Source organism: Pseudomonas matsuisoli (assembly GCF_014647635.1).
GTDB lineage: Bacteria > Pseudomonadota > Gammaproteobacteria > Pseudomonadales > Pseudomonadaceae > Pseudomonas_P > Pseudomonas_P matsuisoli.
In genome coordinates, this window is sequence record NZ_BMPO01000002.1 from 368,881 (window position 1) to 384,815 (window position 15,935).

The window sequence follows — 15,935 nt, forward strand, 5'->3', positions numbered from 1 at the left end:
GCAGCGTCTACGGGCGGCTAATGAAGGGAGGTCAAGCTTGGTCAATCGACGTTCAGGGAAGGGGCGCCACGCTGGTTGGTAGCGCCGGGAACGTATAAGGGGGTCAGGCGAGCGTAACGGTAGGGGTCAAAATGATTTCGTAAGGCTGAAGCGTGCGCTGCTGGGTGTAGGTCCCGAACGCGGGTTCTTCCCCAATTTCGGGGTCGCCCATCAGCTGGCTTGCATGCGCCTGAATCGCGTGGCGCTTGCGTGCGACGGTCCAGCGACTGAGCGGCAACTTACGCAGGCGATACCAAGGAATGCGGGCATCATTCGGTTCTGCCCAATGCCATGCCCACACCGGGACTTCATAGAGCGATGCGCCCAGCGATTCAGCGATGCTCCCGGCGACCATCCCGGTCGTTTCATGGTCGGTATGCCCATCCTGACGCCAGCTGGTGAAGATAACGTCGTCCGGTTGGATATAACGCAACAGAAATTCGGCAAGGCGATCCTGCTCAGATTCCAAACCACCGTCCTGGAAGCCTCCACGAATCCACTTCAGTCGATTCAGCGGAAGGCCGAGCCGCCTTAGCGACTCTGCACTCTCCTGTGGGCGAATGGCGCTGAGGCGTTCGGGCGTCCATAAGGATGAGCCGGCGTGGCTACCACTGCCATCAGTGAGGGATATAAGAAGGATCGGGCAGCCTAGTTTGCTGAACCGCTGGAGCAAGCCACCGCACGCGACCGTCTCAAAGCCTGGGTGGGGCGCAATGATGACGACGCGCTGCTGCAGCGTGGCGATCTGTTTGGGTTCGATGGGCGAGAGACTGCTAATGCGGGCCGAGCTTTTCCAATCTGTCCAGGGCGTTCCTTTGCCCTGGAGCAGATCGCTCTTTTCCCCCGCTGACACAGCCGGCCTGAAGCGCTTCCAGACACTACTGAGGGGCGAGTTGCCCATGGTAATTCCTTTTTCCGTTACGAAGAGGTGGACTTCACCAATTCGAAGAGCAACAACGAGCGGCCGGTTACGGCGTATTCATGGCCAAACTCAAACGTCTCTTCCTCGCTGATATCGGCCTGGTTGGTGTCGACGAGGCAAACCCAGTGCGATCCTTCTGGCACTTCCGGTAATGAAAAGTTCACTACGTCGTAGTGTGAGTTCACGATCATGAGCAACGTTACGTCAGAACCGGCTTTGCGGATGCCCGTAGGCTGCGCCCGACCATCCATCAACATGCCCAGGCAACGGCCATTCGGGTCTTCCCATTGCTCGATGGACATTTCATTTCCATCGGGTGCGAGCCAAGTGACGTCCTTGACGCCAAGCTCCTCGTTGTAAGCCCCTACAAGGAAGCGGCCGCGGCGCAAAATGGGATAGGCCATGCGTAGGCGAATCGCCTTGCGCACGAAGCTCAGCAGCGCTTCACCGTCTTCATCCAGATCCCAGTTGACCCAACCGATCTCGCTGTCCTGGCAATAGGCGTTGTTGTTCCCGCCCTGCGTGCGCGCAAACTCATCGCCGGCCACGATCATCGGCGTGCCTTGCGAAAAGAGCAGGGTACCCATGAAATTGCGCATTTGACGCAAGCGCAGCGCGCGGATCTCCGGATCGTCTGTCGGACCCTCGACGCCGTGGTTCCAGGAAATGTTGTTGTCGCTGCCGTCCTGGTTGTTTTCGTCATTGGCCTCATTGTGTTTTTCGTTGTACGAAACCAAGTCGTGCAACGTGAAGCCGTCATGCGCGGTAATGAAGTTCACAGAGGCGAACGGCCTGCGGCCGCGCTGGTTGAACATCTCGCCAGAGGCCGTCAGGCGACTCGCAAAATCGGCCAGCTGGTCTTCATCACCTTTCCAGAACGCTCGCACAGTGTCGCGGAAGCGGTCGTTCCACTCCATCCATCCAGGTGGGAAATTGCCCACCTGATAGCCGCCAGGGCCACAATCCCATGGTTCGGCGATGAGTTTGCATTGACTGAGGACAGGGTCCTGACGGCAAGCGACAAGGAAGCTGTGGCGCTCGTCGTACCCATCGTGATGACGCGCCAGGATCGTCGCCAGGTCGAAACGGAAACCGTCGACGTGCATCTCGTTGACCCAGTAACGCAGCGAGTCGGTGACCATCTGCAGAACGCAAGGATGGCTGAGATCCAGGGTGTTACCCGTGCCGGAATCGTTGATGTAGTAGCGGTTGTCGTCCGGCATCAGGCGGTAGTAGGTCGCGTTGTCGATCCCGCGCATCGAAAGCGTTGGGCCAAGCTCGTTGCCTTCCGCGGTGTGGTTATAGACCACATCCAGAATCACTTCGAGGCCGGCGTCGTGCATGCGCGCGACCATCTCCTTGAACTCGCTGACTTTGCCGCTGGCGAGATACTGCGGATGTGGCGCAAAGAATCCGATGCTGTTGTAGCCCCAATAATTGCTCATGCCTTTTTCCAGCAAATGCTGGTCTTGCACAAACGCGTGAATGGGAAGCAGCTCGACTGACGACACACCCAGGCGACGGATGTAATTCAACACATCGCCTTGTCCCAGGCCGGCAAAGGTGCCGCGAACCTCTTCACCGACACTCGGATGGCGCATCGTGAAACCCTTCACGTGGGTTTCGTAGATGACTGTCTTGTCCCACGGTACCCGGACCGGCTGATCGTTACCCCAGGTAAACGCAGGGTCGATTACTTTGCACTTGGGCACGAAGGGCGCGCTGTCACGCTCATCGAAGCTAAGGTCTTTATCTTTGTGACCAATCGTGTAGCCAAACAGCGCTTCCGACCACTCAAGCTTACCGACCAGCTGCTTCGCATACGGATCGATCAGCAGCTTATTCGGGTTGAAGCGATGCCCGGCTTCCGGCTCGTACGGCCCGTGGACGCGATAACCATACACTTGGCCCGGGTGCGCGTCCGGTAGATAACCATGCCATATCTCATCCGTCCGCTCCGGCAACTCGATCCGTTCAAGCTCGGTTTTACCGCTGGAGTCAAACAAGCAGAGTTCGACCTTGGTCGCGTGCGCAGAGAAGATCGCGAAATTGACGCCGAGTCCGTCCCATGTCGCGCCGAGCGGATACGGTAAGCCTTCGCGTACCCGGGACCGAGTAGCCGTTGCGGGTGCCGACGTGTCAGAAGCCTGAGATTGCTTTTGCATCTGCCCAATACCTTAGTGATGAGATGTGATTTGGATGATCGGCGTATGTCGGAAGTGCCACAGGCGCCCTTGTCGTTCATCGGATGTTTTGCATGCGCGCAGGGGCATACGGCTTCGCATGAAGCCCAGGAAATTCAGTGTTTTTAAAAGGGGAAGCCGGCCTTCCGGACGGAAGGCCGGAGATGCGCTTTAGCTTTTTGAAGAACCAGCGCCGACGCCCGACGTGCCGGGCGAAGGTTTCCTAGCGGCCGGCTTGCGAGCGGCCGGTTTTTTTGCGGGGGCCGGCGCTGCCGCAGGCGTGGTGCTCGAGTCTGAGTTCTTCGTCGAGGCGGTGGGCTTAGCCGGCGATTCCGACGCTTTTGGCTTGGCCGGTTTCGCTGCTTTGTCTGTTTTCGGCTTCGCTGGCACCTTCTTCGACGCCTCGCTGGAAACATCCTTCAACGGGGCTGCTTTTGGCTTGCGGGGTTTCGGAATGGTGGCCTTCTTTCCGCTATCGGCTTCCGCCTCTGCGAGCTTACGGGCCATGTCCCAATGGCGAGAGTCGTGACCATGCGGACGACCTTCTGACTCCCAAATCTGATATGCCAACTCCTCGACTCGACGCTTATCGACACTCATGTTCACGCTCTCCACGCATTTTTAGTTGGATTCCAAATAAAAGACGTTGACGGGGAACTCCGCCAGCACCTCACGCACTGAAAGCCGCCCCTGATTTGGTGTGACTCCGGCGCTTGAAAAAAGTCCCACATAACGTCTGGATTTATAAGCTTCAGGCAGCTCGACGAAGGTGTCCGCCCAACGCTCTGCAGGTATCAGCGGTGTACTCTGGCCTTCGAGGAGTGCCGCCGCGAGACGCGGCAAGACGACGATGGCGCAGTCGTCGCCGCTGACGCGGGCAAAGGCAACGATCCGATCCGCATGCGTCCCACCGGTAGCCAGTGGCAAGTAATCGCCGTTATGAAACAGCGCCGCATGAGCAAAACGGGCGTGCAGCACATCGTCGATCAGGCGTTGCTTCATGTGTCCGTCCGGCCAGCGGGCGATGAGCTCCGACAGGGGAGGCCGTGCCAACAACGATGTCTGCCGTGCGGCGTAATCCACCGGCCGCCGGTTATCCGGGTCGACCAAGCTGAAATCCCAATATTCGGTGCCTTGATAGAGGTCAGGTACGCCTGGAACCGTCATACGCAACGTCGTCTGGACGAGACTGTTCAGCGCGCCCGCTGGCGCGATGGCGTTCACGGTAGCGTCCATCGAGTCGGTGAACGCGGTGGAGCCGAGCAAGCCCTCGACGAAGGCCCGAGCGCCTTTTTCATAGGGCTCATCGGGGTTGCTCCAAGTGCTGAACAACTTGGCCTCGCGCATGGCCTTTTCCTGCCATTGCAACACGCGCGACTTAAACGTCTCGCGGTCCTCGCGCCCGTCGATGGACCAACAGCCAAGCAGCGCCTGGTAGATCAACAATTCGTCGCCTGGGGAGGGTGCCGTACGTTCGCCTTGATCATCCCGAAAGGGTTCAGCAAGCGTCATCCAATGCTCGACTTGCTCTGCGAACCACTCTGCACGTTCGCTCAGTACCGCCAGCCGCGCGCGGGTATCCTCGCCGCGCTTATGGTCGTGGGTGGCGGTGGTGAGCATATTCAGTGGGAAGTGCTTCGCGCGCTCTGCGTTTTGTTCATGGAACAGCTCAATGGAACCGGCGAACTGCTGTGGATCGAAACCCACGTCGTTGCGGGCCAATGCCACGGCGGAGCGATAGCAGGCGGTGTCCTCCACCGCTTTGGCCGCAGCAGGGGAGGTCAGCTGCTGGAAGCGGGTGCAGGCGTAGCGTCGCAGCGCACGTTGTTCGCGCGGCAACGTTCGGATCGGGGTTCCGCCGAGCCATTCCGCTATTTGATCGAGCAGATGCCATTCGCCTTCAGGAAGATTTTGCTTAGCGCCTTCCAACGCTTGCTGGAAAAAGGGTTCGTCTGCAGCGGTACGGCCGCAGGCGCTGACGTAGGTGCGATAAACCGGAAAGTGAATGATGAGTTCGAGCAGCGCGCGGCGGATGGCACCCAGGGTGATATCGCGCGTCATGACATCGCTGCGCGCAACCTGTAGCAACGCCTGGGCGACGGTCTCGAAGTCGCCCGCCAGCGAGTTGGTCAAGACCAGTGCACGTGCTTCCCGGACTTCTTCCATGAAGTCGTCGGTGCGCCCGGAGATACGGGCCCATAGCGCTTTCATGGTGGTTTCACCGGCAGGGTCGTGCTGCAGGAGCGACACCTGGTTCATGAACTCGTAGCCGGTCGTGCCATCGACGCCCCAGTCGTTCTGCAGGTGCTCACCCTCGGCGAGGATCTTCTCCACGTAAATTGGGAAGTGCGGGAGCTGTGCGTCCTGAGGACGCGTCGCCAGCAGCGAATCGACACGGCGGCGTAATCGGCGGCAATAACCTCGGGGATCGGCCAGGCCGTCGACGTGGTCGATACGCAGGCCATCGATGAGGCCTTCCTCGACCAGCTGAAATATTTTCGCGTGAGTCGCCTCGAACACGTCCGAGCGCTCGACGCGCAGCCCGCCCAATTCGTTGATGTCGAAGAATCGACGCCAATTGATGTCGTCCGCAGCGGTGCGCCAGCTGGCGAGGCGATAGCTTTGCCGTTCTAGAAGCGCATGCAGCCGGGTGAAGCCTTCCCCGGTCGTGGCATCGTAGCGGGGCAGCATTGACTCGATTGCTGCCAGCGCGTCTGCCGTCTTTACGCAATCCGCCAATGCGTTTCGTAAGCCCTGGGCGGTTTGCCAGGCGTCTGGATCCCCTCTAAGCGCCGCAAAACGCGCCGCCATCTCCCGCAGTTCGGGGTGGTCGGTACTGCCCAGCAGCTCGGCGTAGCTTTGCGGATTGATCGGGAAACGATGCTCGTAGTGTTGTGCATAGAACGCGCCGGACTCCGCATCGAATTGCAGCGGTACCAGGCCATCCTTCAACGCCTGGCCGTAATCGGTGCCCAGGAACGGCACCAATAGCTGGCCTTCGAGCAGAGGGTCGGGCGAATGCCATTGGATATCGAAAAAGTTCGCGTATGGGCTGCGACGCCCCCATTCGAGTACGTCCAACCACCAGGGATTGCTATCGCCGCCAACGGCCATGTGGTTCGAGACGATGTCCAGAATCAGCCCCATGTTGCGCTTACGTAGTGCTTCGACCAAGCGCCGAAGTGCGGGCTCCCCGCCGAGTTCTGGGTTGATACGGGTAGGATCGACGACGTCGTACCCGTGCATCGATCCTGCACGGGCGACGAGCAACGGCGACGCATAGAGATGAGTGATGCCGAGATCCGCGAAATAATCGACGAGGGCCGTGGCGTCGTCGAGGGTAAAGTCTTTATGGAATTGCAGGCGCTGGGTCGCGCACAAGGGACTCATTTACTTCCAGACTCCTCGGGATCGGATTGACGTCGAGCTTCATCGAGCAAGCGCATGCGGCGCTGGGGCGCATCGCCTTTCAGAAGTACGTCGCTTTCTAGGGGCCAGCGACGGCGCCAGTTGGGGTGCTTGTCAACGTCACCGGGCAGGTTCGCCTGTTCCTTCAATCCCAGTGCATCTTCGACCGGCAGCAGCGCAAGAGGCGCTGGGGCGCGACCGATGAACGAGGTGGCGGCATCCACGACCTGTTCGACGGCGACATCCGCATCGCGCTCCAGCAAACCTTCCGCAGTGAACGCCTCGGCCAGTCCACGGCGCTCGTTCGCCCGATGCTCCTGGTCATGGACACGCCGCGCTTCATCGGTATGGCCAATGTGTGCGCGCCATTCGATATCGTTGCCTTGCCACCAGCCGTTCACGGTCGGCAAGTCATGAGTCGTCGTGGTGGCGAGTGCGTTGGGGTCCCACTGCGTGGGAGGCCAGAACCGCGAGCGATCATGGTCCTGCTCGAACAGCATGATGCGCATCCCCAGGATGCCGCGTTCGATGAGCTTGTCACGGAAACCATCCGGTACCGTGCCGAGATCTTCGCCCAGCACCAGGGCGCGGTGCCGCTCGGCTTCCAGGGTGAGCAGGCGAAGCATGTCCTGAAGCGGGTAGTGCAGATAAGCGCCTTCGAGCGGATCGGCCCCCTGGGGCATGACCCACAAGCGATAGAGTCCCATCACGTGATCGATCCGCATCCCACCTGCGTGGGCAAAGTTCGCTCGCAGCATTTCGATGAAGGCACGGAAGCCGTGGCGTTTCAGGCCAGTTGGCGAGAATGCCGAAATGCCCCAGCTTTGTCCCGAGCGATTCAGGATGTCCGGTGGGGCACCCACGCTGAGGTCGGGCAACAGTTCATCCTGTCGACTCCATGCCTGGCTGCCACCACCGTCGGCACCCACAGCGAGATCCGCAATCAGGCCGATACCCATGCCGGCGCTGCGTGCAGTACCTTGGGCGCGTTCGAGACCACGGCTGATGAGCCACTGGCAAAACGCGTGGAAACCAATTTCCCGCGCATTCTCCTGCGCGAATCGAGCGACCTCTGCGCTGCGCGGGTCACGAAGCACTTCGGGCCAATGCCGCCAGTCATAGCGTTGGTATTCGCGCACCTGCCAAGCATGCAGCGCCTCGAAACGGCAATGGTTCTCCAGCGCCTCGCCGCCGGCATGCCTGAACGTGGAATAGTCCTGCTGTAGCGGGCTGCTGTTTTCAAGGAATTCGTCGTACAGCGAGCGCATCAGCGTAAGCTTTGCTTTTGCCGCCGCCGGCCAATCGATGAGCTCAAGACTTTCGAGCCGCTTGAGCTCGCCCGCTAATCCCGTTCGTTCCAGTGCCGTTTGCCAGGCGCGCTCACCCAAGATGCTCGCAGGGGCGGCGTGAAGTACGTTGTTGAACAAACGGCTGGAGGGGGAGTAGGGGCTGTAGCGATGAGTGTCGGCACTGAACATCGCATGCAAGGGGCTGATGGCAAGGGCATCGGCGCCGGCGGCGGCGGCAGTGCGAACGACCTGCTCCAACGATTGTGTGTCACCAAGGCCGCCATCGCCATGCCGTCGCAGCGAATATACCTGTGCCCCCAGGCCCCAGGCTCGGCTACGGCCCGTCAATGCGACAACGGACGGCGACTTTGGCGGCGCTACCGCAATCGTTAGCGTCTGATCGCCAATATCCAGCTGCTGGTAGCCTGAATTGGAAAAGGCAGGGAGAAAGCCCCGCAGATCGAGCCGCGCGGCAAGTCTCGACCCATCTTCTTGAGTGAGATTAAAAGGCGTATCGGCTGAGAAGTAGCGCGACAGATCCACCGGTTGGCCATGGTCGGCAGTAAGCAACGGTGGAAGGTGGGAATCGCTGTTCTCGGCTTCCAGCCGTTTCAGGTTCTCGTGGATCTGTTCCGTGGTTTCGGCACGATAGCCAAGTTTGTCGATGACGGTCCGCAAGACTTCGGGCGTCACCCGTTGCGGTTTGCCGTCCGCGTCGACCCAATCGATAGCCAGTCCAGCCGCTTTCGCCAATGCCTCGAGACGTTCATCACTCATGCGCCGCCTCCCAGGTGAAGAGGGCACTGTGGGCTTCTAAAGTGCCGCTACGTGCCGCCTCTGACACGGAGGTGCGTGTCGCGAACAAAAGCTCACCCGCCACCGGTGCAATTTGCACCGCTGCCGCGCTCAGATTCAAATCGACGCGCAGAACGCGCTCGGCCCCCATTGCCCATCGGGCCATGACCGCGCCTTCGCCGTATATTTGCGCGCCGAGCGCGCGGCTCTGGGGAAGGTGCGGAACGATGGCCTGCGCACGTAGCGCCAGTAACGTCCTGTACAGCGCATACCATTCAGCATGCTCACCTGACTCAATCGCGGCGAAATCCGGACGGGAGCGCTCGAATGTCTCGACCGCGTTAGGGTCAGGTATCCGCTCGCGCGCCTCGGGATCGTTGAAGGATTCGAACTCCGCAAATTCGTTGCGGCGGCCCTCGCGTACGGCGTCGGCCAGTTCGTCGTGGAAGTCGGTAAAGAACAGGAAAGGTTGGCGCGAGCCCCATTCCTCGCCCATGAATAACAGTGGCACCATCGGCGAGAGTAGAAGTAGGGCAGTTGCAGCGCGCAAAGCTTCGGGCTCGGCCAAGGTCACCAGCCGGTCACCCAGGGCGCGGTTGCCGGTCTGATCGTGGTTTTGCAAAAACAATACGAACGACAGGGGTGACAGGTGCGCGCTCGGCTCGCCTCGTGTCTTGCCGTGTCGGTTTTTTTGGCCTTGATAGATGAAGCCCTCACCTAACACCGCGGCAAGTTTCTTCGTCGGCTCATCGCAGTAATCCGCGTAATAGGCCTCGCGCTCACCGGTCAGGAGGTGGTGCAGCACGTTGTGGCCGTCGTCGTTCCATTGCGCTTCGAAATGCGTTTCCAGCAGGCAGGCATTGTTGTGCTCGTTTTCCAGCACGAGGTGAATCTGCCGGTCCGGTAGTTCGCGGCGCACGCGATCCGACAGGTCGGTCAGAAAGCGCTTCTCGCTGATTGCATGTACGGCATCCAGGCGAAGACCGTCGAAGCGGTAGTCCCGCAGCCACATCAGCGCGTTTTCGATGAAGAATTCGCAAACCTGAGGCTTGCGGAAGTCGATCGCCTGCCCCCACGGAGTCGGGATGTCCTCTCGGAAGAAATCGCTCGCATACTGGCCAAGGTAATTGCCGTCAGGGCCGAAGTGGTTGTAGACGACGTCCAGGAACACCATCAGGCCGAGCTCGTGGGCACGGTCGATCAAATGCTGCAACTGATCAGGCGTTCCGTAAGCGTATGCCGGTGCGAAGGGAAGTACGCCGTCATAGCCCCAATTTCGATCACCGGTGAACTGGTTAAGTGGCATGAGCTCGATAGCGGTAACGCCTAGTTCCACGAGGCGCGGGAGCTGCGCCTCAACACCCGCGTAGCCGCCCAACAGCCCAACGTGCAGCTCATACAGAACGGTCTCGTGCCATGGCCGACCTTTCCATCCCGCTTGCGTCCATGGATAGGCCGCAAGGTCAGTGACGATGCTGACACCATGCACATCGTCACGTTGAAAACGTGACGCCGGATCAGGCACCGGCGCGTTGCCGTCGGCTACGAATTGATATGCCGTCCCAACGGGGCACTCCACATCAGCGGAATACCAGCCCTCTTCGAGGGCGTCGAGCGTGAAGCCTCGGCCATCTTCCAGATGAACCTCAACGTGCGAAGCGCTAGGCGCCCAAAGCGAAAAGCGCGTGGTCTTGGTGTCGAGAGGGACTGCGCCGAATCGACTCGAGAGTTCTTTCGTAGAAACCATTCTGGGCGGGGCCTTATCAGTGTTCGACGCGGACCTGACTCTTGTTCGTCAGCAGCGATTGATAGAGGTTGTCGTATGGCTGCACGGACTGATGCCAGAAGAACGGTGCGGCCATCGCGCGGCATCTCATGGCATGGAACAAGTCCGGATATTTGTAGACTTCCAACGCCTGGCGAATGGCCCCGCGGTACGCCTCTGCGGTGGGCTCATCGAACAGGAACCCTGTCACACCATGATCGATCGTATCCGCTAGCCCTCCGGTACGTCGGGCGATAGGCAGCGACCCGTACCGTTGTGCGTACATCTGGCTAAGGCCGCAAGGCTCATAACGCGAAGGCATCAACAAGAAATCGCTGCCGGCGTACATGCGACGAGCGTCCGTTTCGTTGAACCCTACGTTCACGCCTATGCGACCTGGGTGACGGCGAGCCAAGTCACGCATCGCGTTTTCCAGCGCGGGCTCACCGCGACCGATGACCGCGAGCTGACCGCCTGCTTCCACGATCGACTCGGCTACGTCGAGCGTCAGGTCGACTCCTTTTTGGTAGACCAAGCGCGAAACGACGGCAAACAGTGGGGCACGATCCATGTCCAGGCCGAACAGGTTGCGTGTGTACGCCGCGTGAACATCACGCCCCACCCAATCCCGCGTGCTGAACGGAGCAATGAGGTGATCGTCAGTTTCAGAATCCCAGCTTTCATCGATCCCATTCGGAATACCGCTGAGCATCCCGCTGCGACGTTTGGTCCGTAGCAGTCCTTCGAGCCCACAGCCAAACGCCTCTGTGGTGATCTCATGCGCATAGGTATCGCTGACGGTAGTGACGTGGTTGGCGTAGGAAATACCCGCTTTCAGCAGCGAGAGCTTGCCGTAAAACTCCATGCCTTCGACGTCGAACGCATCGCGCGGGACGCCGAGCTCCGGACCGCTATGAGGTTCGCACAGACCGAGATAGGCAAGGTTATGCACCGTAAAGATGCTTGGGGTGGGCTGCTTGCGCCAATGTAGGTAGGCCGGTGCCAGCCCGGCTGGCCAATCATTCGCATGCACGAGTTCCGGGTTCCACAGGATGCCTGCGGCGCCTGCGGCCAAATCAGCAGCAGCAAGGCCAAGGCGCGCAAAACGAATGTGGTTGTCGGCCCAGTCGTTGCCGTTTTCGTCTCCATAGGGCGTGCCAGAGCGCTCGTAGAGTTCAGGGCAGACGAGAACGTAGACGATCAGACCGTCCTCGAGATCGATCCGGCCAATCTTTGCCGGCGGCAACGCTGCATGCCCGGCAAGTTCCCCAACGATTCTCAGGGTATGGCCACTGTTGACCACTTGCGGAAAGCCGGGAATCAGCACGCGGACGTCATGCTTGCCCCGAAGGGCCCGTGGTAGAGCGGAAGAAACGTCACCCAGACCACCAACTTTAATAAGGTCGGCCATTTCCGAAGTAACGAACAAAATGCGTCTTTTGCTTTCTAGCAGGCTCCGAACTTCGAGGTTCGGTTTAATACGACTAGGTGTGCCATCTGGAACGTGAGCGTTCAGCGCTTCCCCATAAATCACCGCAACATTGCTCATGATGTTCTCCGATAGCCGATTCCGATGAATGCGGCAGGCACCTACCTCCGTGTCGCACATCCTGACTCAGCAATAACGATGCCGAACGGATGGGCTAACAGCGATGATCAGTACTGGAATTTTCGGCAAATGGCCGTCACCAGCTTCCCCCACAAGGCTGATGACCTGGGTGTTCGAGAGAAAGTTCGAAGGCGCCGCCGAACAGCATGCGCAAGGCTTAACGAGGTGGGGAGAGAACTGAAGTAGCGGGTTTATCTGGACTTAAGGGGAAGGAGGAAAAAGCTGGCCGAGCAGACATGAAAAGGCCCGGAATCCCGGGCCCTTATTGTACGTAAAGTGATCAGCGCTCGCGGTTCGCCATACTTTCCTTACCCATTCCGCCCATGTCGTTGGTCGAGCTGTTTCGCAGGACGTAATACATGAACACGGGAATGCCGATCGCATAGCGCTTAAACAGTCGGCGCGGCTCCATCAGCAATCGGTAAAGCCACTCAAGCCCGAACTTACGGAAGACCACGGGCGCGCGCTCGAAGCGATTGGCACAAAAGTCGATAATTGCGCCGCCACAAATCATGATGCAGGGAACGTCAAGTTCGCGCTTCAAGAACGCAGCCAGCTCTTCCTGACGCGGCATGCCCATCGCCAACACGATCACGGCAAGCTTGCCTGGCTGGTAATGCTCTCGGAAAAAGTCCAGGTAAACGTCGTTCTTTTGAAAACCATCGATGGCATGAAACGGCTTCCCATCGTAAAGGTTGCGTGAGCCTTCGGTTACCCAAGGCTCACGTGTACCCATCGTGAAGAACTGACAATCGCGAGGGGCGTGCTCGCTCAGGTGCGACACTAGCTGCGGGATCAGATCGGTGCCATTGAGGTTGGCTTTAGGATCGAGGCCATTGGCCTTGCACGCCATCTTCACGCCGATTCCATCACGCAACAGATACTTGATCTGATCGAGATAGCGCGGCATGTACGGATGCTGCTGCGCAATGTTGTAACCGTGTTGGTTGAGAAACCCGAGGATGGTCGGTGACGTGGTGTTGCTGATCTCGTTGAACAGCGAAGTCAAATCTTCCTCGTTCAGTAAGCAGAGCTTTCTGATCAAGGGGTCGCCCGATTTGAAGTTAGCGGTCGTCACAGGTCACCTTCACAGTGATGAAAGGGAAATTCGGTGCTGGCACTTCAAAACTCAACATGCGGGCCTGCAGCTTGCAAACCATTCGCTGCGATATTCGCAAGCATCTGAGGGGCGAAACGTACCAGAACGTTGTATGCGCGATCGTCGTTCGACCGGCTGGCTGGATTGTGCGCTCAAAAACTCCGTCGCGCTGCCAAAAATATGCATGACTCGATCAACTTTGTCCTTTTGCGAGTCAGGCTACTTCGACACGCATGTTGGCAAAGGTTCCGATGCGTTCCCAGGCGTATCGAGTAAAGAAATACGCTCTAGGCTGGTGGTTGAACCGATCGATAGCCGGCGATCGAACTACATCAATGAAGATGTGGCCATTATCGAAACCTTTGCTTCACTATCAAAGATCAGCGCCGTTACCTTTGCATGACGTACGTGTTAAATCGACTGGCGTTATCAACGTGTGACGGAGGTCACATACTGATAATGTCGTTCTCGGCATAGCTATAAAACCCGGGAAGTCACCCATGAAGTCGAGACCGCTCACGCACATTCGTCAGTTGCTCGAGGTACCGGCGGGCAATACGAAGCTGCTGGAAGCCCAATACCGAGCCTTGGCCCGCCAGCTTCCGCTCATGTATCTGGTGTTGCTGATCAACACTTGGGCCCTGGCGGCCACTCACCTTTATATAGCACCCGCATGGCTGACTCTCGGCGCACCTATCGTCATGACACTCGTCAGCGTGCTGCGGATGGTGCGGTGGTGGGGGCAGGCGAATGTCGTTCCGCCCGCAGATGAGATCGTCACCGCGCTAAAGCGCACGAATTCGCTGGCAATCGTCGTGGCAGGAATTTTCACCGCGTGGTCGCTTTCACTATTTCCCTACGGTGGCGCCTACGACAAGGCCCATGTGGCGTTCTATATGTCGATCACGGTGATCGTCTGCATTTTCTGCCTCATGCATCTGCGACCGGCCGCGCTGACAGCCACGCTGGTCGTCAACGTCGCCTTCATCGTATTTTTCGCATCCACCGGCATTCCAACGTTTGTCGCGACGGCGCTGAACATTTTCCTTGTGTCCGTCGCAATGTTGATCGTCCTGGACAACCAGTATCGCGACTTCACGCGTCTTATTGACATGCAGGTGCACGCCGAGGAGCTGAGCGAGCAGAATCTGGAATTGGCCAATCGCGACAGCCTCACCGGGCTACCTAACCGCCGGCATTTCTTCTCTCGATTGAATGCGATCATCGACGCCGCCGACGCAGATTCGGCCCCTTTAGTTGCAGTAGGGGTGTTGGACCTCGATGGTTTCAAAGGAATCAACGACCTTTATGGGCATTCCGCGGGCGACAGTCTGCTGGCCGCCGTAGGTGGGCGACTCAAACCATTGGCGTCGGATACGGTCCTGCTGGCACGGCTGGGCGGGGATGAATTCGCGTTTCTCGTCACGAAGGTCGGCGCCAAGTCGGATCTAGCAGACCTCGCCCGGCAGATGCTGAGCGAGCTACAAGCAGCATTCAACGTGCTCGGTACCACGGTACAGGTGGGCGCAACGATTGGTATCGCCACCTTTCCGGATACCGCGTTCAACTCAGCCGAGCTTTACGAACATGCCGACTACGCCCTTTACCAGGGTAAACGTCAGCAACCGGGATCATATTGCTTCTTTTCGGATGTTCACCGCGAACAGCTCAAACGCGATGCCTCGATAGAACACGCGTTGCGCAAAGCCGACCTCGGGGAAGAGCTGCATATGGTGTACCAGCCCATCGTCAACTGCGACAGCGGCGAGACCGTCGCATTCGAAGCACTGGCGAGATGGCGTAGCCCTACGCTAGGTGATGTCCCGCCTGGGCAATTCATTCCGGTGGCCGAACGTACTGGCTTGATCGGCCGCCTGACCTTGCCGCTATTGGCACAGGCGCTGGATGTCGCCCAAAACTGGCCTGCACCCGTACGCCTTTCGTTCAACCTTTCGGCTCACGACGTCGGCTCGATGGAGCACGTGATGCGGATCGTCAACATGGTCGCCAGCAGCGGGTTTCCCCCTGATCGCATTGATTTCGAAATCACCGAGACCGCGATCATGCTCGATCTCGACCAGGTCCAGCGGGCGGTCCAAGAGTTCGGAAAGCTTGGTTGTGGCGTATCCCTGGATGATTTCGGTACGGGCTATTCGAGCTTGAGCCAGTTGCATGCGCTTGCGCTCACCAAGTTGAAGGTCGATCGAAGTTTCGTCACCGACATCCACTTAAAGCCATCCAGCTGCAAAATCGTGAAGTCGCTGGTGAAGCTTGCTGAAGACATGGACTTCGGCTGCATCATTGAGGGCGTCGAGACGCAAGAGGAGCTGCACATGCTCAAGACCCTGGGCTGTCAGCATGTCCAGGGATACTTGTTCAGTCGCCCGCTGAGCGCTGAGCAAACCGAAGCCTGGATCGCCAGGAACGCGGACGTCGGATAGCGTGTTAACCGATGTTCCAGATGGCCACCACTGATCCGGCGGTCAATACCGCGCCTAGCACAGCGCAACCAATAAGCGCGCGGCCCTGCAAAGGATGTCGATCTCGGCCCGCATAGGCAGTCACGGCAGAAGTGATTAATCCCAGGCCAAGACCGATAGCCACCGCGTAGCGCAGCGCCAATGACCAAGAGCCGGCTTGCCAGAGAATTGCACCGATGACGAGCGTCAACAGCGCGGATGCGACGAGACTTTCCCGGAGGAGAACAAATATTGATTCGCGCATCGTTCGATGAGTGAGGGACATTGGATTTCCAGTTGAAATGAAGCCACTCATTCTAGACGCAGCAGTGGCGTTAATACCTCCTTACATTTCCAGCGCTGAAAG

The 15,935-nt window shown here is 58.8% G+C and carries 11 protein-coding genes; 2 read left to right on the plus strand and 9 right to left on the minus strand.

The genetic code is table 11. The features are described 5' to 3' along the window. Positions 1–103: 103 nt before the first annotated feature. The 8 genes from IEY47_RS05145 to IEY47_RS05180 all read right to left on the minus strand — a co-directional run bounded on the left by IEY47_RS05145 (position 104) and on the right by IEY47_RS05180 (position 13,019). Complete coding sequence (locus tag IEY47_RS05145) at positions 104–940, minus strand: PIG-L deacetylase family protein (RefSeq protein WP_188982083.1); 837 nt, start codon at positions 938–940, stop codon at positions 104–106. A gap of 17 nt (positions 941–957) precedes the next feature. Then, positions 958–3,126 carry a glycogen debranching protein GlgX gene (gene glgX, locus IEY47_RS05150; protein ID WP_188982084.1) on the minus strand — a complete coding sequence of 723 codons (2,169 nt, stop codon included), beginning with the start codon at positions 3,124–3,126 and terminating at the stop codon, positions 958–960. 189 nt (positions 3,127–3,315) lie between these two features. Beyond that, entirely contained in the window at positions 3,316–3,744 is a 429-nt protein-coding gene (locus IEY47_RS05155; protein WP_188982085.1) for a DUF2934 domain-containing protein, read from the minus strand. Positions 3,745–3,765: 21 nt separating this feature from the next. Beyond that, positions 3,766–6,534 (minus strand): malto-oligosyltrehalose synthase, encoded by a 2,769-nt coding sequence (locus IEY47_RS05160; RefSeq protein ID WP_188982086.1) that lies wholly within the window; start codon positions 6,532–6,534, stop codon positions 3,766–3,768. Next, on the minus strand, positions 6,531–8,618 hold the full coding sequence (gene malQ, locus IEY47_RS05165) for a 4-alpha-glucanotransferase (RefSeq protein WP_188982087.1): 2,088 nt from the start codon (positions 8,616–8,618) through the stop codon (positions 6,531–6,533). The genes IEY47_RS05160 and malQ overlap by 4 nt, the downstream gene beginning before the upstream one ends. Next, entirely contained in the window at positions 8,611–10,383 is a 1,773-nt protein-coding gene (gene treZ, locus IEY47_RS05170) for a malto-oligosyltrehalose trehalohydrolase (RefSeq protein WP_188982088.1), read from the minus strand. Before treZ ends, malQ begins: the two co-directional genes overlap by 8 nt. Before the next feature lie 16 nt (positions 10,384–10,399). Further along, entirely contained in the window at positions 10,400–11,950 is a 1,551-nt protein-coding gene (glgA, locus tag IEY47_RS05175) for a glycogen synthase GlgA (RefSeq protein WP_188982089.1), read from the minus strand. A 340-nt stretch (positions 11,951–12,290) separates the two neighbouring features. After that, positions 12,291–13,019, minus strand: a complete 729-nt coding sequence (locus IEY47_RS05180) for a WecB/TagA/CpsF family glycosyltransferase (RefSeq protein ID WP_229779221.1) — start codon at positions 13,017–13,019, stop codon at positions 12,291–12,293. Here IEY47_RS05180 and IEY47_RS05185 point away from each other — a divergent pair. Then, positions 12,985–13,512 carry a hypothetical protein gene (locus IEY47_RS05185; protein WP_188982334.1) on the plus strand — a complete coding sequence of 176 codons (528 nt, stop codon included), beginning with the start codon at positions 12,985–12,987 and terminating at the stop codon, positions 13,510–13,512. The genes IEY47_RS05180 and IEY47_RS05185 overlap by 35 nt on opposite strands. 97 nt (positions 13,513–13,609) lie before the next feature. Further along, positions 13,610–15,550, plus strand: coding sequence for a putative bifunctional diguanylate cyclase/phosphodiesterase (locus tag IEY47_RS05190; protein WP_188982091.1), 1,941 nt, complete (start codon positions 13,610–13,612; stop codon positions 15,548–15,550). Between the two features lie 4 nt (positions 15,551–15,554). On the opposite strand, the gene IEY47_RS05195 is transcribed toward IEY47_RS05190, so the two are convergent. Further along, a complete protein-coding gene (locus tag IEY47_RS05195) occupies positions 15,555–15,854 on the minus strand; it encodes a hypothetical protein (protein ID WP_188982092.1) in 300 nt (99 codons plus the stop codon). Between the last annotated feature and the right edge of the window lie 81 nt (positions 15,855–15,935).